15 protein-coding genes, 2 pseudogenes and 1 riboswitch are annotated in these 19,202 nt (G+C 33.2%); of the genes and pseudogenes, 5 read left to right on the forward strand and 12 right to left on the reverse strand.

Annotated elements, in window-relative coordinates; all coding sequences use genetic code 11:
* Nucleotides 1–128 precede the first annotated feature (128 nt).
* A complete protein-coding gene (locus FH036_RS16950) occupies nt 129–1,118 on the reverse strand; it encodes a tRNA dihydrouridine synthase (protein WP_044790840.1) in 990 nt (329 codons plus the stop codon).
* 96 nt (nt 1,119–1,214) lie between these two features.
* The gene (gene rlmD, locus FH036_RS16955) at nt 1,215–2,591 is read right to left on the reverse strand and encodes a 23S rRNA (uracil(1939)-C(5))-methyltransferase RlmD (RefSeq protein WP_139896019.1); all 1,377 of its coding nucleotides are present in this window, start codon (nt 2,589–2,591) and stop codon (nt 1,215–1,217) included.
* A 121-nt stretch (nt 2,592–2,712) separates the two neighbouring features.
* Nucleotides 2,713–2,814, forward strand: a riboswitch (purine riboswitch).
* Between the two features lie 201 nt (nt 2,815–3,015).
* Between rlmD and FH036_RS16960 the strand changes: the two genes are divergently transcribed.
* The 3 genes from FH036_RS16960 (at nt 3,016) to FH036_RS16970 (ending at nt 6,814) form a co-directional block, all read left to right on the forward strand.
* Nucleotides 3,016–4,212 (forward strand): NupC/NupG family nucleoside CNT transporter, encoded by a 1,197-nt coding sequence (locus FH036_RS16960; RefSeq protein ID WP_001200502.1) that lies wholly within the window; start codon nt 3,016–3,018, stop codon nt 4,210–4,212.
* 173 nt (nt 4,213–4,385) lie between these two features.
* Nucleotides 4,386–5,468, forward strand: a complete 1,083-nt coding sequence (locus tag FH036_RS16965; RefSeq protein ID WP_001233742.1) for a polysaccharide deacetylase family protein — start codon at nt 4,386–4,388, stop codon at nt 5,466–5,468.
* Between the two features lie 116 nt (nt 5,469–5,584).
* On the forward strand, nt 5,585–6,814 hold the full coding sequence (locus tag FH036_RS16970; RefSeq protein ID WP_000007360.1) for an aminopeptidase: 1,230 nt from the start codon (nt 5,585–5,587) through the stop codon (nt 6,812–6,814).
* A 41-nt stretch (nt 6,815–6,855) separates the two neighbouring features.
* Here FH036_RS16970 and FH036_RS27740 read toward each other — a convergent pair.
* Nucleotides 6,856–7,028 (reverse strand): annotated as a pseudogene (locus FH036_RS27740) (DUF4352 domain-containing protein); the annotation flags it as partial.
* 140 nt (nt 7,029–7,168) lie between these two features.
* On the opposite strand from FH036_RS27740, the pseudogene FH036_RS16975 reads away from it, so the two are divergent.
* Nucleotides 7,169–7,792 (forward strand): annotated as a pseudogene (locus tag FH036_RS16975) (IS6 family transposase).
* An 89-nt stretch (nt 7,793–7,881) separates the two neighbouring features.
* Here FH036_RS16975 and FH036_RS16980 read toward each other — a convergent pair.
* The 9 genes from FH036_RS16980 to FH036_RS27170 form a co-directional block, all read right to left on the reverse strand.
* Nucleotides 7,882–9,147, reverse strand: coding sequence for an MFS transporter (locus FH036_RS16980; protein WP_000794852.1), 1,266 nt, complete (start codon nt 9,145–9,147; stop codon nt 7,882–7,884).
* A gap of 36 nt (nt 9,148–9,183) precedes the next feature.
* On the reverse strand, nt 9,184–10,473 hold the full coding sequence (locus FH036_RS16985; protein ID WP_000705618.1) for a hypothetical protein: 1,290 nt from the start codon (nt 10,471–10,473) through the stop codon (nt 9,184–9,186).
* Nucleotides 10,474–10,484: 11 nt separating this feature from the next.
* Nucleotides 10,485–11,465 carry a SagB/ThcOx family dehydrogenase gene (locus FH036_RS16990; RefSeq protein ID WP_014481552.1) on the reverse strand — a complete coding sequence of 327 codons (981 nt, stop codon included), beginning with the start codon at nt 11,463–11,465 and terminating at the stop codon, nt 10,485–10,487.
* Between the two features lie 13 nt (nt 11,466–11,478).
* Entirely contained in the window at nt 11,479–12,843 is a 1,365-nt protein-coding gene (locus FH036_RS16995; protein WP_139896020.1) for a YcaO-like family protein, read from the reverse strand.
* Nucleotides 12,844–13,608 (reverse strand): SagB/ThcOx family dehydrogenase, encoded by a 765-nt coding sequence (locus tag FH036_RS17000; RefSeq protein ID WP_000098406.1) that lies wholly within the window; start codon nt 13,606–13,608, stop codon nt 12,844–12,846.
* Nucleotides 13,589–14,683 carry a SagB/ThcOx family dehydrogenase gene (locus FH036_RS17005; protein WP_000243160.1) on the reverse strand — a complete coding sequence of 365 codons (1,095 nt, stop codon included), beginning with the start codon at nt 14,681–14,683 and terminating at the stop codon, nt 13,589–13,591. Before FH036_RS17005 ends, FH036_RS17000 begins: the two co-directional genes overlap by 20 nt.
* Nucleotides 14,684–14,696: 13 nt before the next feature.
* Nucleotides 14,697–15,782: a SagB/ThcOx family dehydrogenase gene (locus FH036_RS17010; protein ID WP_000695082.1), complete on the reverse strand. Its 1,086-nt coding sequence runs from the start codon at nt 15,780–15,782 to the stop codon at nt 14,697–14,699.
* A complete protein-coding gene (locus FH036_RS17015; RefSeq protein WP_014481551.1) occupies nt 15,779–17,158 on the reverse strand; it encodes an MBL fold metallo-hydrolase in 1,380 nt (459 codons plus the stop codon). Before FH036_RS17015 ends, FH036_RS17010 begins: the two co-directional genes overlap by 4 nt.
* Before the next feature lie 92 nt (nt 17,159–17,250).
* Nucleotides 17,251–17,388 (reverse strand): hypothetical protein, encoded by a 138-nt coding sequence (locus FH036_RS27170; protein ID WP_014481550.1) that lies wholly within the window; start codon nt 17,386–17,388, stop codon nt 17,251–17,253.
* Between the two features lie 217 nt (nt 17,389–17,605).
* Between FH036_RS27170 and FH036_RS17020 the strand changes: the two genes are divergently transcribed.
* Entirely contained in the window at nt 17,606–18,835 is a 1,230-nt protein-coding gene (locus FH036_RS17020; protein WP_001020656.1) for a helix-turn-helix domain-containing protein, read from the forward strand.
* Nucleotides 18,836–19,202 lie beyond the last annotated feature (367 nt).

Here is a 19,202-nt window from a genome sequence, read left to right on the forward strand (position 1 = left end):
TCAACCTACCATTTTCTCCTGTATTCTTTTCTTACCCTCGTTTTATATAGAATACCTCACTTACTTATGATACGGTTCACCTTACACTAATAAAATTACTACACTCCACCCCCTCTAACTTTCAAAAGTTACACCGTTTCACTACCCTGTGTCTCACTAACACTCGCCTCAAACTTATCAAGCAATGCACGCACTTCATCAGTCGATTTCGTACTCATCAATTGATTTCTCAATTCAGCAGCTCCTGGGAAGCCTTTTACATAAATTTTGAAGAAGCGATGAAGTCCTGTGATTGAGCGTGGCAGTACTTCTGCATATTGATCTTGAAGATCAAGTTGTAGTCTTAAAAGATCTAGATGTTCTTTACTGCTATGCTCTCTTGGTTCTTTTTCGAAAGCAAACGGATTTTTAAAGATACCTCGTCCAATCATTACGCCATCAATGCCGTATTTTTCAGCAAGTTCCAGCCCAGTCTTACGGTCAGGGATGTCACCATTTATTGTTAGTAGCGTATTTGGTGCAATACGATCACGTAATTTTTTAATTTCCGGAATTAGCTCCCAGTGTGCATCTACTTGGCTCATTTCTTCTCTTGTGCGTAAATGAATAGAAAGGTTCGCAATATCTTGTTTGAAAATGTGCGTTAACCAATCTTCCCATTCGCTTAACTCTTTAAAGCCAAGTCGTGTTTTTACGCTAACAGGTAGTCCGCCTGCTTTTGCAGCTTGAATAAGTTCTGCCGCAACATCTGGACGTAGAATAAGGCCACTCCCTTTTCCTCTTGATGCTACGTTCGGTACTGGGCAACCCATGTTAATATCGATGCCTTTAAATCCTAGTTCTGCCATACCAATACTCATTTGACGGAAGTATTCGGGATTGTCTCCCCAAATATGTGCTACCATCGGTTGTTCGTCTTCTGTAAAAATTAAACGGCCACGTACACTTTTCATACCTTCTGGATGACAATAGCTATCCGAGTTTGTAAACTCTGTGAAGAATACGTCCGGACGACCAGCTTCACTTACTACGTGACGGAAAACAACATCTGTCACATCTTCCATTGGTGCAAGTACGAAAAACGGTCGTGGTAATTCACGCCAAAAATTATCTATCATTTCAAATTCAAATCCTCTCAATATGAATACAATTTCAAACTCTCAATAAACCAAAAAGCAGATGGTATAGATTTTCCTATATCAACTGCTTTTCTATTATACCAACTTAAGCCAAGCCACACACTCTACATGAGTCGTATGTGGGAACATATCAACAGGTTGTACTTCCTGCGTTTTATATCCGCCTTCTTCTAGTACTTTTAAGTCACGTGCTAATGTTGCTGGGTTACATGATACGTATACGACGCGTTTTGGTTTCATGTCGATAATTGTGTTTAGTAATGCTTCATCACAGCCTTTACGCGGTGGATCTACGACCATTGTGTCAGCGATTACGCCTTCTTTGTACCATTTTGGAATAACTACTTCTGCTTCTCCTACGCCAAATTCAGCGTTTGTCATGTTGTTTAATGCTGCGTTACGCTTTGCGTCTTCGATTGCTTCTGGGACGATTTCAACGCCGTACACTTTTTTCGCTTTTTGTGCTAGGAATAAGGAGATTGATCCAATTCCGCAATAGGCATCAATTACTGTTTCATTGCCATCTAATTTTGCATATTCTAACGTTTTATCGTATAACACTTTCGTTTGTTCTGGGTTTACTTGGTAGAATGAACGTGCTGAAATCGCAAATTTAATATCGCCGATAAAGTCATAAATATATTCTGATCCGTACAGTACTGTCGTTTTTTCTCCGAAGATTACATTTGTACGTTTCGGGTTTACGTTTTGAACAATTGATTTTACTTCTGGGAATTTCGTAGCAATTTCTTCAATGATTGCTTTTTTGTTTGGCAGTTCTGCTGTACGAGTAATGAAGACAAGCATAATCTCCCCTGTTACTTGTCCGTAACGAGCCATTACGTGACGAAGTGTTCCTTTGTTACGCTCTTCGTTGTACGCCGAAATACCGTGTTTTTCACAAATTCGTTTTACTTCTTGAATCAATGTATCGTTTTCTTCTGCTTGAATTAAACATGATTCCATATTAATAATGTCATGCGTTCCTTGACGATAGAAACCAGCTACAAGTCCGCCTTCACGTTCTCCAATTGGTACTTGTGCTTTATTACGGTATACCCACGGATTCTTCATGCCAAGTACAGGATGAACAGGAACATCGCTTAGTCCTCCAATGCGCTGCATAACGTCGCGTACTTGTTTTTCTTTCGCTTGTAATTGTCCTTCATATGTTAAATGCTGAAGCTGACAACCGCCGCATTGATTGTACACTGGGCATTCGGCATCTTTACGATATGGGCTCTCTGTATGAAGCTTCATTAAACGACCGAATGCGAAGTTTTTCTTCACTTTAATAATTTTAATTTGCGCTTCTTCACCTGGTAATCCGTTTTTAACGAAAATAGGATAGCCTTTTACTTTCGCAACACCGGCACCATCATGTGTTAAATCTTCAAATACTACATCTATAAACTCGTTTTTTTCAACTGGTGGCGTCATTTTTGTACTCATTTTCCGACCTCTCTTTTTCATAACACTGCGTTACATTTTATCATACTTATATGGTCTATTTCTATTGGAAGAAAAAAAGCTATTGACGATAGTTCTCTGTTAATGTTACGCTACTACTAATTTAATACGGACGATGTTACCTCATATATACTCGATAATATGGATCGAGAGTTTCTACCCGGCAACCTTAAATTGCTGGACTATGGGGAAAACTAATGAATATTAGACCATGTGCAAAAAGGACTCATATTGATTAGCTTTCTCTCATAGATGAAAGTGAATCCATATGGGTCTTTTTTTATTTTTATTTTTCTAAAAGGTCAGACATCTTACGTATGACATAAAACCTATTTGTGTTATTTTTAGTAATATAACGAGCGTTTTATGTACAAACTTTATACGAACTTCTGAAAGGGGCAACTACATGCAATATGTAATGAGTATTATCGGTATTCTTGTCGTTTTAGGTTTATGTTTTGCTTTGTCAAACAACAAAAGTAAAATCAACTTCCGTGCAATTGCTATTATGATTGGTTTTCAAATTTTAATCGGTTGGTTTATGTTTGGCACAAAGATTGGTCAACAAATCATTATTTTCATTAGTAAAGTTTTCAACAAACTAATTAAACTTGGTACGACAGGTGTTGATTTTCTCTTTAATGGAATTCAAAGAGACTTTGTCTTTTTCTTAAACGTACTATTAATTATCGTATTTTTCTCAGCACTACTTTCTATCTTTAGTTATTTAGGTGTTTTACCATTCATCGTTCGCGTTGTCGGCGGTGCGATTTCAAAAATTACTGGTTTACCACGCGTTGAATCGTTCCATGCGGTAAACTCTGTATTCTTCGGTTCAAGTGAAGCGTTAATCGTTATTAAAAATGATTTACAACATTTCAATAAAAACCGTATGTTTATCATTTGTTGTTCTGCAATGAGCTCAGTTTCTGCTTCTGTTACAGCATCATACGTAATGATGTTAGATGCAAAATACGTACTAGCAGCTCTTCCGCTAAACTTATTCTCAAGCTTAATCGTTTGTTCGTTATTAACACCTGTTGATACGAAAAAAGAAGACGAAGTAGTTCAGAAATTTGATCGTACTTTATTCGGAGACAGCTTTATTGGCGCAATGATTAACGGTGCGCTTGATGGTTTAAAAGTAGCTGGTATCGTTGCCGCATTAATGATCGCTTTCATCGGTGTTATGGAAGTTGTAAACTACGTAATTAGCGCAGCTTCAGGTGCAATGGGACATGCTATTACGTTACAACAAATCTTCGGTTACGTACTTGCTCCATTCGCATTCTTAATGGGGATTCCAGCTCAAGATATTATCCCAGCTGGCGGAATTATGGGTACGAAGATTGTATTAAACGAGTTTGTAGCAATCCTTGATTTAAAAGGTGTTGCAGCAACATTATCTCCACGTACAGTTGGAATCGTTACAGTATTTTTAATTAGCTTCGCAAGTATTAGCCAAATTGGCGCGATCGTTGGTACAATTCGTGCTCTTTCTGAGAAACAAGGAAGCGTCGTATCGAAATTTGGTTGGAAAATGCTATTTGCATCAACACTTGCTTCTATTTTATCTGCAACAATCGCTGGATTGTTTATTTAGTAAAAATCACCTTACTCGTTGAAGTAAGGTGATTTTTTTATCTATTGTTACTTTTCTCATTCCATCCATTTTCTTCAAATGATATGATGAACAAGGGTATACCCCCACCACTCTTATAGCGGTGGGGATTTTAATGTAAATATGTAACATACTACACAATAGAAGGTGATTTTATGAGAAAATACGCAGCAATTGCTTTATGTACATCTGCCATTCTAGCAGGTTGTAATACTAGCAATGTAAGCCAGGAACCTAAAAAAGAGAAAAAGGTTCAAGAAGTTAAGAAACAAACAGAAACTGTGCAAGAACAAGGTAAAATTTCTTATCAGCCCATTACACACGAGTCTACAAATACTACTATTCATATGACAGATATAAAAGATACTTTAACTGAAGTACAATATAAAATTTGGCGTACTGCTGATGGAAAGGAACACACTAAATCTTTTTCTTCTAAAGAAAAGGAGAAACAGTTTACACTTCTTTTTGATATAAAAGAATTTGAAGGAAAACGTGGTGAGTTCCAAATTGAAGCAATAGGCATAAAAGAAGATGGGAAAACCATTCCACTCACAAAATCTGCTATTACTTTCGAACAAAAGGTTCCCGTTCTTATGTATCATGCAATCGATGATTATCACGGACAAGGCATTAAAGATTTATTCGTCTCACCTGCTAACTTTGAAGCCCAAATGAAATATTTAAAAGACAACAGCTATACATTACTAACTTTTGAACGTTGGGGTGATATTAATAAAGTAAATAAACCTATCTTTGTTACATTTGATGACGGTATGAAAAATAATATGAATGCATTCCATGTTTTACAAAAGCTAAAAGACGATACATTTAAACCGGCGGCAACAGAATATATGATTGTTGATAACGTTGATGTAGAAGGATCACTGTCTACTTCTGAAATAAAAGAAATGGTCGATTCCGGCATTTTCTCAGTGCAATCTCATACAGCGACGCATGCAGACTTACCGAAAATTACAAACTATGAAGAGGAATTAAAAGGATCAAAAGAAAAGTTAGAAAAAATAACAGGTAAGCCCGTTATCGCAGTTGCTTATCCATTCGGTCATGTAGATGATAAAGTCGTTGCAGAAACGAAGAAATATTATCAATTTGCGACGACAACAAAACCCGGAAAATTCATTACAAAAGGTGAACCCGATGAATTGTTAAAAATGAAGCGTGTTCGCATACACCATACGACGACCGGAGAACAGTTTGCTTCTTCGATTAAATAACGATGAGGGCTCAATATATTTTGAGCTCTCTTTTTACGCTATATTTATATATATTTTTTGAATTTTCTTGTATTATATATAGTAAGAAATCTTTCAAATTAAAGGAGATTATACATATGTCATTTGAACAAACGTTAGAGAAATATGCTGCCCTTGCAGTCAATGTTGGTGTTAATATTCAACCAGGACAAACATTATCAATTAGCGCACCTCTTGAAGCTGTACAATTTGTACGCCTCGTTACAGAAAAAGCATATAAATCTGGTGCAAAACACGTATATGTGGATTGGAATGATGAGACGTTAACACGCTTAAAGTTCGATCTAGCTCCTGAAGAAGCATTCGCTGAGTTTCCATCTTGGAAAGCACACGCTCGTGAAGAATTAGCAAAAGAAGGCGCTGCATTTATGTCTATTTATGCAGAAAACCCTGATTTATTAAAAGGTGTAGAACCAACGCGTATCGCAACAGCTCATAAAGTAGCTGGTGAAGCAATGAAAGTATACCGTGATTACGTACAAGCTGATAAAGTAAGCTGGTGTGTCATTTCTGTTCCTACGAAAGAATGGGCTGCGAAAGTATTCCCTGACGTTGCACCAGAAGAACAAGAAGCAAAACTATGGGATGCTATTTTCAAAGCTACTCGTGCTGATTTAGAAAATCCTGTGGAAGCATGGAAAGAACACGATAAAACATTACATACAAAAGTTGATTACTTAAACGAAAAGCATTATAAAGCTCTTCACTATACAGGTCCTGGAACAGATTTAACGATCGAACTTCCAGAAAAACATGTATGGGCTGGTGCTGGTAGCTTAAATGAAAAGAACGTACCATTTATGGCGAACATTCCAACTGAAGAAGTGTTTACAATGCCACTTAAAACAGGTGTAAATGGCCAAGTATCTAGTACAAAACCGTTAGCATTTGCAGGTAACATTATCGATAACTTCACGTTAACATTTGAAAACGGACGTATCGTAGATTATAAAGCTGAAGTTGGAGAAGAAGCTTTAAAACATTTAGTAGAAACAGATGAAGGTTCTCACTTCTTAGGAGAAGTAGCTTTAGTACCTCATGATTCACCAATTTCAAACACAAATATTTTATTCTACAACACGCTATTTGATGAAAACGCATCTTGCCACCTTGCAATCGGAAATGCTTATGCATTTAACTTAGTTGGCGGAAAAACGATGTCTAAAGAAGAACTTGCTGAAAATGGCGCAAACGCTAGTATTACACACGAAGATTTCATGATTGGATCAGCTGAGCTTGATATCGACGGTATTACAGCCGATGGCAGACATGAGCCTATCTTTCGTAAAGGTAACTGGGCGTTTTAAGTTAACCATCATAAAAACACATTGGATTACCCAATGTGTTTTTATTTATTCGGCTTCAATTCAAATTTTATCGTTCTATTCTCATGCGTAAACTCAGGCCTATATGTATTTTCTTTCGCTGAATCAAATAGCATCACATCTTGATTTTTTCATCTGGTGCTACCTTTTTACTGGTAAAGCTATCATATTCTTTAAAATTTGTACTTTTCTTATTTTATTTCTGGTATAGAGGCTTTAGGACAATTGCAACAAATCTACAAATCTTAGACATACTGGTACTACTAGTCTAGAGAAGGTGCTTGATTGGTATGAAAAAAAGAAAATACATTCAAACAAAAGCGCTTTCTCCCTAATATTATTTTATTAACGGTAAGATGGTGTCTACGCTACAACCTCAGTTTTCGTGATTTAGCGGAAATGATGAAGAAACAAAGCTTATCTATTTCTCATATAACCATTATGCGTTTGGTTCATCAGCACGGTTCTAAGTTAGATAAGCGAATCCGATTTCACCTTAAATAAACAAATAACTCCAGGAAAATCGATGAAACATATATCAAAGTAAAAGGTCAATGGATATACCTGTATCGTGCTGTTGATTCGAAAGAGAATACAATCAAATTTCTTCTAAACAAAACAAGAGACTCGCAGGCTACAAAACACTTTTTCAAGAAATCCTTGCAGTCTTTTCGTGTTTCAAAATCTCATGTTATAATAGTCAATAAAAATCCAGCTTATCCTATAGCAATTGAACAGTTAAATAAAGAAAAAGCATACCTGGTGGTATGCGACTTGGGCAACAAAAGTACTGGAATAACATAGTAGAACAAGATTGTCGCTTTATAAAGTAGTAAATTCGTATGCTAGGATTCAAATATTTTAACACAACTACATCCATTCTTTCTGGAGTAGGAACCATACATATCATAAAAAGAACAGTTTGATTTACAGGACCAACCTGTCCAAAATCAGAAATAATTCATCCAGCAATTGTTTTGGTCTGTAGCATAAGACGCAATTCCTTTAGGAATCTATGCAATTTATTATACTTTTGCAGCAAAACCAAATCAATTTGCCACTATTTTTTTGGATTTATTTTCCTCATCATTTCGTAATAAAGACCACCCTTTAAAAATCCATGTCATAAGTAGTATACTAACTGTCATTAAACACCCTATGCCTAATAATAGTTTATTGGGTTGGATAAACTCGGCAAAAAAACCTATTGTAAAGTATACAATCATCCCCATAATCTGCAATATAGAATTTATTGCTGAAAAAACTCTACCTCGTATTTCCCTTGGGATATACTCTGCATAAAATGAACTAACCGGTGTAAGAGTGCCACTTGTAGCTACACCAGATAAGAAAAATAATCCTAATAGTATTTCAATATTATCTGTATAATATATAATTGCGTATATTATAGATTGCACCATAATTCCAAAAATTATATAATTTTTCCTTAACGTATTTCGATCAATAATACCAATTATCCAACTTCCAGTTACTATTCCAAACGCAACTGCGGAAACAAGAAAACCATAATATCTATCCCCTAATTCATTTCCAAAGATATATTTTGCTTGTAATAATAACAAAATTGGTATTGCTGAAGTTGCTATTGTTCTAATTAAACCAATTATTAATAAAAATTTCACTTTCTTATTTTTATTAATAAATCTATATCCTTCTTTAAATCTACTTTGAAAAGATGAATTTTGTTTTTGGATACTCGCTTGTTGTAAAACAATTAAAGATGTTAATACTGCAGATATTGTAAAAGTAACAGCGTCGATTACAAATATAAATCTTGGACCGTGAAATATGCTAATACATAATGTAGCAATAGATGGTCCTAGTACATCAATTAATTGTCCAGTAGTCAGACTAAGCGTTAATCCTTTATTAAACAACTTTTTCCCTGTTAAATCCGGAAAAATAGCAGATCTTGCTGGAGCAAAAATACAAGAACAAGTTTGGGACAAGAGACCAATGGCATATATCATAACAATTGAATCTGTCATAAAAAGAGTTAAGCACAGTAAAACTCTTACAACATCCACTAAAACCAATATCCTTATAGGATTAAAGCGGTCTATTATCGTTCCAGCAATCGGCCCCAAAAATATCCACGGTAAAGATTCAATAAGAAATGCCATCCCTAGTTGAATTGGAGAATTAGTTAGATGATATATTAACAGAGGCACTGCTATTAAAGTCATCTTATCTCCTAATTGCGATATAGCTTGTCCAGTAAAAAAAAGTAAATAGTTTTTATGAGACATTAAATCTTTAAACTTAGCCTTTGTTTGAACACTATTATTTTTCATTCTTATTTCTCCCTAAAGACATGTATTTTAAAATAATTATCTGTAATTTAATGCTACATGAGTAGGTTGATTCTCAATTCGTTTTAAAAAGTTTAGTGATTCCTTTGGATAAATTAATACTCCATCTAAATTTCTAAACATTCTTTCTCTTAATTTATCGGCATAATCTAATAACTTCTGTTGTCCATTTTCTGATTTCAATGCATTAGATTCTATATCATAAACCTCGCTAAGAATATACTGTAATGTTTCTTTAGTCTTTTCATAATCTATATTAATAAAGTCTGTATTAGACTCTATAGCATTATGTTGAAGTAGTAATGCCAACCACAAAGCACCTTGTTCTCCATCTGAACTCTTCTGTATCCATCCTTGAGTTGGATTGGCCCATAACCCAGCTCTGGCTGACCTAAATATCCTTTCAGCGACAATAATCTCCTGAGCTAATCTTGCTATATTTCCAAAGAGATCCTGACATATATCTAACAATAACCAAACTGTCATATCCGTTCTCATTTCCTCAATACCAGCATACTTTAATCCAAGTGGTAATTTTTGAACAGAAGAGTTAAACAATGGTATTGGCCCACTTCCATGTATTAATTCATGTAGGGTTAACCATAAGGTTAGTGCATCATCAATATCCTGTTTACTAGCATCTATAAAAGTAGGTGTAATATTATTAATTCTCATATTTGCTTTAGCAACTGGTAAAGTAAGTGTCGAAAACCTCATTTTGACTAGATTATGAAATAATATAGAACGTTTATGCTGAAATTGTTTGTTTGAGTCTTTCCAATGCCCTAAATAAAATGGTGTAAATAGTGCAATATATTTCCCATTAGAATCAGAAAAAGGTCCCGAACTAAACAATAAATCATAAAATTCTATATGACGATCATGAAAATCACATGGAAAGCCAAATAATCTATTACCTAATTCATGACATAAAGACTCTACCTTTGAAACTATTTTAGAAGAATTTGAAGTTTGTTTCGTTAAAATTATTCCATCCTTAAACTCTTTTCCTTCCATCGCACACATTGGTCCTAAATAAAAATTGATAGATTGTTCACGAGCTAAACCAAACTCTAATACTGCATTATCCCAATGATTGTATTTTAATCCTTCTTTTATAGCCTCTAATAAACGTTTACTAACTCCATGCTCTAACAATTCTTCTTCCAATTTATACATGTTATCAAACAGAAATTCATGACTTGCGGACTTTTGTAAATAAACATCAAAATTCACTAATTCTTCTAACAATGAATGATTTATATCCTTGCTTGAATCAATATACACGTCTTCTGTAGTTATTTTCATATTTTTTCTCCTTATATATTTTTCAATTTAATAGAGTATAAACATTCTTCATATAAAAACTCATCTAGAAACGCATTAGTATATTTGTATGTAGGGCATACTTTGATATCTAATTCTCTGGCAACAAAATTTATTGTCTCCTTTACATGACCTAGTTCAAAAAACAAATCTTTATAGGCCCATCCAGAACGATAACGCCACTGATACCGATCATAAATAGCAGTTATAAAAAGAGTATAATTCCCTTCAGATATATCTGTCTCAATTTCACCAATATACGACAGATAATGATTGTTTACATTATAGTGATAGAGGCCTTGAGGTAATTTACAATTTTCTCCAACGGATAAATAAAACTCGAAAGGTGTCCTTGCTCCTTTTGAGGGAACTGGTTTTAACATTACAGGTAGTACTTCTAAAAATGTTGCATTTCTCAAACGTCCTCCAGACCAAAACAACAGGTTCCCTAATTCCCATAAACTCTCTGTCCCTGTACTTGTTGCTGGATGAGGCAAATTAATAAATAAATTATGCAAATAACTTTTAGTTATATCGGGATATGAAGATTCTTGTAAAAATCTTTTCATATCTTCCGCATCTTCTTTATAAATATCAGGTTTAGAATAATCCGCATGATTTATTGAATCTTTAGCTGAAAAGTATTCAAAAAACTCCCTATTAATAAGAGAGCTTTTTTCAAATAAATTTAATATATCATTATCAAAGTACTCTACAATAACCTCTAAATTGTTAAACTCATCAAAAATGTGCCTTGCATCAGGGGCATTAATACCTAATTTAATCATATAATCAATAATTTGTTTTTGGGATTTTGTTTGATTACAAAATGTACTTACTTTTGACAATATATGCATTGATTCTTCATTCATATCTTCTATTGCTAACTGTTTGTTACTTTGAAAATTTATAATTACCCATTCCCCTGAGCTATATACAATTGAGGTTAAGGGATTTCTTATGTATAAACTCATATTTTCTCCTTTCTTATGAAAAAGGATGTGGCATATTTCCAGGTCCTAATGTAGTAGGAGAAATCCTAGGTATTTCAGGTGCCACGATCTGGATAGCACTTAAATTAAGAAAATCAGTTAATATATTTCCGCGATCTACCACAACTAATTCTTTCTCTATAACTTTCGCTTTAGCTTCTAGTGAAGTTTTAAAATCAGAATATTCTTTAAAGTCAACATGAAGAGATTGATAAATCCCCCAATTCTCTAATAGATTATTAGCGTTTTCTGAATTAAAATAATATAAAAAATGATGGTAAGGATCACTAAAATTATATTCTCTAATTTGACGGTCTAATTCCCCTACCTCTAAACCATGTATTAGCTGCACATAGGCTTCCATTAGTCCTTTGAGAAGAGATTCTTTTTTTGACCATGCCCCTCCTGCCCCACATATTAATGCAGGTCCATTATTAGTCTTGTGTTGTTTAACTAGTAAAATTATACAAGAGGTAAATCCTTTTACAGAACTATGAGGAATTATTAAGGTATTGTAACCACGATTTTCAAATAAGGTTATAAACCTCTTCGCTTCTTCTGGTAATGAAGAATTATCCCACAAAACTGGCGAAAAGCTTTGCGTTACTATCTCATATAAATCTTTTCTTTCTAAAACTTCTGACAATCCGATATTTATTGCATCTTTATAATTTGGATGAATGGCCATTCCAGTAGAGTCAGAATTGAAAATAGGATCTTTTACAGTACTTAAACTCTCTAATTGAACATATTCAATTGGAAGGTATTTTAATTGTTTTGTTAATAAATCTTCACCTTCGCACCACCAAATGTCCTTCGTGTAATTTTTAATACAATTAACAATTACATTTTCAAATTCATTCGCTTTTCCATAATGTAATCTTGTACGTGGAGGTAAACAAGCACTATACCGTTCCAAAGCTTCTGCAACTGCTTTAATATGTGATAAAGATTCATCATTATCAATTCCCCGCCCGACTAAATAAGGAAATTTTACATTTGATGGTGAATCTATTAGTGCTATATATATATACACACCATCGTCACAGTCTTCTTTTTTTATTATTTTTTTTATTGGACTCCATATACCAGATTCCATAATATCAAGTGAATATTTTTGTAATGATATTAAATGACTTGTACATTCAGGGTGAGGGAAATAAATACCTTTGTATTCTACTCCCTCATTAGAAAATGAAACTTCAAGTTCTCGATATTTATTTTTGTTACAAGGGGACGGCTCAAGAACTACATTACCCATGTTTTTATAATCCTCTACAGAAGATATCCATAATTTAATACAATCTTCACAAGGAGCTTGAATATTTTTTAGGTTAAAAGACGAATTTTCTAACAACAACTATTTAGTCCTCCCTAAGGCCACACTATATACTGTTACTTCACAATCTTCTTTTAAATGCAATGCTTGATTAATCATTGAATCATTAAATCCTCCTACAGGGACAGTAGGTATTGACAAAATTGAAGAAGTTAGACATAAATTCTGGGCAGCATGTCCAGCTTCAAGTAATAAATAACGATACCCTCGTTCCCCATATTTAGGACAAATTCTATCCATTTGTCCTACAAATAAAATGATTGCACTTGCTTTATCATAGTCAATATGTTTAGTTAGAAACCAATCTGATAAATTTTGAGGAAGTTCCACATTATCCATAATATTTATTTCATTATTTAATGGATTATATTGATAGACCCCTTTATTAAGTTCTTCTATCCCTAAGGAAATAACATACACTCTTAACGGAAATAACGCCCCAGCAGAAGGAACTGTCCTATGCTCCCCTTCATTATCAGTAAAAGTGTAACCATACGTAGACCAAAGAAGAGTGTATAATTTCTCCAAATCTAAAAGGTCATCTCCAAAATCTCTTGAAGATTTCCTTCTAGTAAGTGCTTCATGTAAAGGTGCCTCCAATAATTTAGTATTAATATCCCATTTCTTTATTTCTCCATTATCTGATGAAGATACAAAAAAGGGAGCACACGGTTCATTAAATTCGCCAAAACTAGAAACAAAATGATATGCATTTGAAGCCCACGCATATTCTTTCATTGCTTGTAACACGTTTAAATTTTGTTGATCAACCGATTGCGACGACATACAAAGGTGCCTCCTCATAACCGTTAACCTCTAACATAGAATCGGCATATTCATCACGTAATGCTGGCGTTAAAAACGTACTATAATCATACGCTGTGCCAAGGGTAAGATACTTTTGAGCTAATTCCCCAATATTTACTAATAGTGTTCTATAAGCACGAGGATGACGATATCGGTACATATATCGGCTCCATACTGCTGATATTACAAAAGCACATGCTGCATTTCTAGGGCGGTCTTGTCCGATAACCATATGAACCAATTCATCTCTAAACATACCATCCTTTATTAAAATAACAGCATGATTTTTAGGATCATAATGATAGAGTCCTGGCTCAAGACCTTCTATATTAAATGCAAAAAAATAGGTTTCTAATGCGGAAAATGCGGAATTGAGAAGTAATTCTGGCTTTTCTTCTAAATTTTTTTCTGCTTCTGTTCTTAATCTTACTGTTTCTATATTAGAGTAATGAAGAATGTTACTAAGTTCTTGCAATTCTATAATTTTCTGTTTCCATGGTCGATTAGAACGTCTTTTTAAAAGGATTTCATCAAAACTATAATTCGTTGGTAGTTTTGTTGGGTTTGGTAAATTTACAGTATTAATACCTTTAATTTCTTTCCAAAATTCAGGTAAACCTTCTTGCCTTATTAACTCCCGAAATCCCTCAGAATTAAAGTTATCAGGTTCATCATTAGTACTATCATCAAACTCTAAGTCACAACTTTTTAAGTGTAATAATAAAGCATCCAACCAACCCCTATCAATCCAATGCTGAATCCCTTGTAATTTTCCATCACCGTATTTAGAATCCACCAATAATTTGTTGGAAATTAGATTATCTAATACTTCATTAGATTCAGCATCATCTAATGAAAAAGTCTGTTGAATCACTGTAATAATTTCTTCTTTTGATATTAGATTGGTTAATTTAGTAAACAGCTTTAAATATAACGGACTCGGTAATTCAAGTGTTTTATTCTCTAAAAAAAGATCACACGTAATAGGTGATCCTAAACGAATCCGAAAAAAAGGATTAAGTTGTAAATTTCCTGTAGCAATTTTTAATACCATGATTAAGTCCTCCTTATCCTATTAATGCAAATGTCATAGTAGATTCCATTAAACCATCGATCCCCAAAAATTCATCTACTTTGCTATCATGTAAAGAATATCCTCTGTAAGAACTTCTATCTAAAGAACTTGATATAAATGCTAAATTTTGCATTAAATGCCCTAAATCATATTGCATAACTCGATAAGATCTTGATTCTCGATATCGATACATACTACGATCAAATATTGTTGAAAATACAAAACATACATTTACCTTAAAATTAGGACGTTCAGGATGCGTAATAATATGCTCTTGGACAAATTCTCTATAGTCACCCTCTTTTATCAAAGTTAGTGCATGATTTTTAACGTTATAATGATATAAACCCATATCAATACCTTCTACGTCGGAGATAATTGTATAAATTTCAGATGGATGACGGCTTCCACCAGAAGGAACCGTTTTAGCTATATGATCTCCAGTGACAGGAAGTTTCCTTTTACTCGTTTCTCCAAATGATAAATACATAAGTCGAGAAAATTCTTGGAATGAAAGAGCCCTGCTATCACGATACATCCCTACATGATCGTTAAAAATAGTAGTTAATGACTTATGTTCGAGCTTTTCATCTTTTAAAAGCTCGATGCTTGGCCCGCTAATTACTTTATAGTTATCAGGGGGATTTTCTTCGCTTAAATATTTCTTCATTGAAGCTTTATCATCTAGTCCTTTTGGATCTAAACTATAATCGTCTTTTGGAATTTTATTAGTGTGAAAATGATAGACAAACGGTTCTTTCCATCCTTTTCCCAACCAATGTTCACCATGCTCACCTGTATAGTTATGATTTTGATTTTCCTCAGTAATTAATAAACCTAATGATAACAATTCATCCAAGGAATCTTTAGCTATATTTTCCCCAACTTTATTCTCACTCGATATTAATTCTATAACTTCTCTTTCCTCTCTCCATTCATTACAAAAAGATAGTAAGGAAACAAGCGTTTCTTGATTTAACATTTCTTCTGTCCAGCGCTGTAAACTAATAGAATCATAAACCTCTAAGTTATTTAGCTTATTTAACACCATTAAACCCGAAGACTGTTTTATTTTCATGCTATAACACCCCTATATTTAGCTATTTGTTTACGTAACCAAGGATGATACACCGTTTCAGTATTTCCGCTTAAATATAATGAAACTAGATCCCTTGTTGGAACCTGTTCAGCATAAACACTATTATCTGATGCTACTCCGGTTTTATATATTTGCCCATATGGACGTGCATAGCAATATACGTGGTAATAAGGTATTTCAGCTTTATGCCATCTATCTAATACTGAAGCAGCTATTCTTAATCCAAAGTGAAAAGAATATTCTTTTAAATTTTCTAATTTAACACAATTAATTTCTTGATTATTCAAGGTAATAATCCAATTTTCCTCCAGCTCATTTGGATATATAACCGTTAATCTAAATTTTATGCCCAACTGTTTATATGTAGCTAATAAACTACCCTGTTTATCACAATTATTCTTTATCCATGGTACTAATTCGTTTAAAAGAAAATTTTGAGTATGAAATTCTAATTCTTTCGATTCCAAGTTTTCAGGATTAGGATCTTTTAATAACGGGATTTCTTTCATAGGATCAAAGGAATTTAACTGGACTTCTTCCAATAAATTTATTATTTCAGATCTTCTGCTATGTATCTTACAACTTCCAACTGAAACTATAACTACATCACCAGGTAACAAATTTGCTACTTGTTGATTTGTATTTAACTTTCTAACTTCTTCCAAAAAAAGTTCTGGTGACATAGGGAACATTATTCTATTAATCCATGAAGCATCTCCAAGATATCGTAAACCACTAAAATTTGGAGCAACAAGCTTAGGTTTTACACGTAAAACTTGTTCCAATGTTGTTGACAAGTCATTAATAGGGAAGCTTAAATGCGAGCCTGTAAAGAATTGATGGTGGTATCCTGGAAAATTACATATTAAGAAATCAATAGTCTTTACATCGTCCAGTACACTTCCGATAATTTCAGGTGTTACATTGGTATCAGCTAAATACCAACAGGTTGCATCCGCTTCTTGAAAAACAATCCCTATTTCTGGTACATTTGTGGTAGTCCCTGTTACTATAAATTTCCCCCCAGCAAACTCCACTTCTTGGCCAGCTTTTAAGATATTACGATTATTAAAACCTAGTCCCTCTAATACTAATTCGACTGTAGGATCAGCAGGGTAAAATACTACAGTTTCATTGGGTAATAAAGCTAAACTATCCACCTCTAGATGTCCTGGATGACAGTGGGTAATAATTACAGCATCAATATATGGTAAAGAGTCCACATTTATTGAACAAGCCGGACTAACCGCTGCGGTTCCCCCTTGAAAACTATTGGTAAGTATAGGATCAACTAATATATTTAATTCATTTATCTTTATTAAATAACATGCATGTCCCAAATAAGTAACTTCCATATATAAACTCCTCCTATAACAGGATTCCTATTCTTAATTTTAAATTAAGAAAGCAGCCCAAGCATTGTTAGCTTGGACTGCTTCTCTTTAAACTAACGAATACAACATTGTTCGCGTACTACTTGACCTAAAGCAGGTGCAGATTTAACAGTGAATAAAGATGCTTTTTTCTCATTTTTTGCTTTAGCTACCTCTTTAAGTGCATTTTGTTTTTCTACAGTTTTGTTCATGACATTTCCTCCTTTTTTTATGTATGAGAAGTGATTACCGATTCAGTAACCATTTCCTGACTTAAATGTAACAAGTATCAAATTCATTTTCAATTGGGATAAAATTCTATTTTTTCAAAAGAATTTCCCCCAAATCTCCTATTATAGTGATATTATTTAAAAGTATAATATTATAAATTTAATTAAACTTATTTAATGTACTAACGGAGGGCTTTTAATGAATATTGGCCAAATTATAAAACTAAACCGTATAAAAAAAGGAATAACTCAAGGGGAACTTTGTAAAGAGATTTGTTCTATAACGCATCTCAGTAAGATAGAAAGTGGCACTACTAACGTTACAAGTGATGTTATTGAATTAATTTGTAAACGTTTATCTATTTCAATAGAAGAGGAAACCCATCAATATGAATATTCGGAAGAATTGTTAGAAGAATTCTACAATTCAATCGTCTATCTTGATACCCCCACAGCTACTACATTAATAGACAAGCTTGAGGATATGGATGATTATATACAATTGACCCCATTAAAATTTAAAGTTTTACTATATAAATTAAGGTATCTTTTAATGATGAATTTAAAGAAAGAAGCAAAAGATTTGGCTGAATTCCTTGAGGAAAATCAAAAATTATTGGAAGAATCAGATTTCAATTCACTTATTTATTGCTTAGGTGTATACTATACATGGTCTGGTGATTCTGTTAAATCCTTAACTTATTTAAATAAACTGGACAATTTAATAGATAAAGATGGTGATTATTCTTATTATTTATCCTTGGCATATTACCATAATAAATCTTACATAAATTCTTATCATTATATAATAATTGCACTAGACCTTTTTAGATATAACAATAATTTCAAAAGGATTATTGACGCAGAAATGCTATTAGCACTATTGCTGAGCTCTGGTGAAAGAATCGGTATTGAACAATCTTTAGATAAATTCCAAAAGCTTCTTTTACTCTTGAGGGATATGGATGATTCAGAAAGAAAATCTAAAATATATCATAACATTGGTTATAATTACTTACTTTTAAAAGACTACCAACAAGCTGCTAACTATTATCGCATGTCTATGCAGTTAAAAGATAAGAATTCCTATATATACTTAACTTCATTATATTCTTATATACACTGTTCATTCAAACTAAAGAATCACATAGATGACTGTAATACACTAAAAAAATTTATATTAGATGGAATCATTATTTCTAAGCAAATAAAAGAAAAGAAATATTACCTTTTATTTAATATATTGCTAATGAAATATAATCAAGATGATCAATTATATGATTATATTTATGAAGAAGCATTACCCTTCTTTACAAAAAATAATTGTATAAGCGAAGCAAAAGAATATGGAAAGTTAGCTTTTAATCATTTTCAAAATAAAAAATCGTATCAAAAGTCAACTGAAATTGCTAGCAGTATTTTAAAGTGATATATATTAAATCATTTATTCCGGAGGTATTTTTTATGAAAAAATTTCTATTGGTTTTACAAACTTCGTTATTAATATTTACAGTTATTTCATCTCTAAATTACGTATCTAAAAAAACTGCAGTTACATCTATCACTACTTTTGAAAATGAACCTAATCCCCCTTCATAATTTTATATGTAACTGTCAGAGAGAATTTGTTCAAACGAGAGCCTTATCAGCCGTGACCAATCTTATTAACAGTAATATAAGTTGAGCTTTCATAACATGGTGGAAATAATGGAGAAAAAGGATTATCAATTGCTCACACAATGAACCTGAAGCCAACAAATGACTCTTGTAGAGTTGATAAAAATATATTTATATAA

This window comes from Bacillus sp. CD3-5 (assembly GCF_006349665.1).
Taxonomy (GTDB): domain Bacteria; phylum Bacillota; class Bacilli; order Bacillales; family Bacillaceae_G; genus Bacillus_A; species Bacillus_A paranthracis.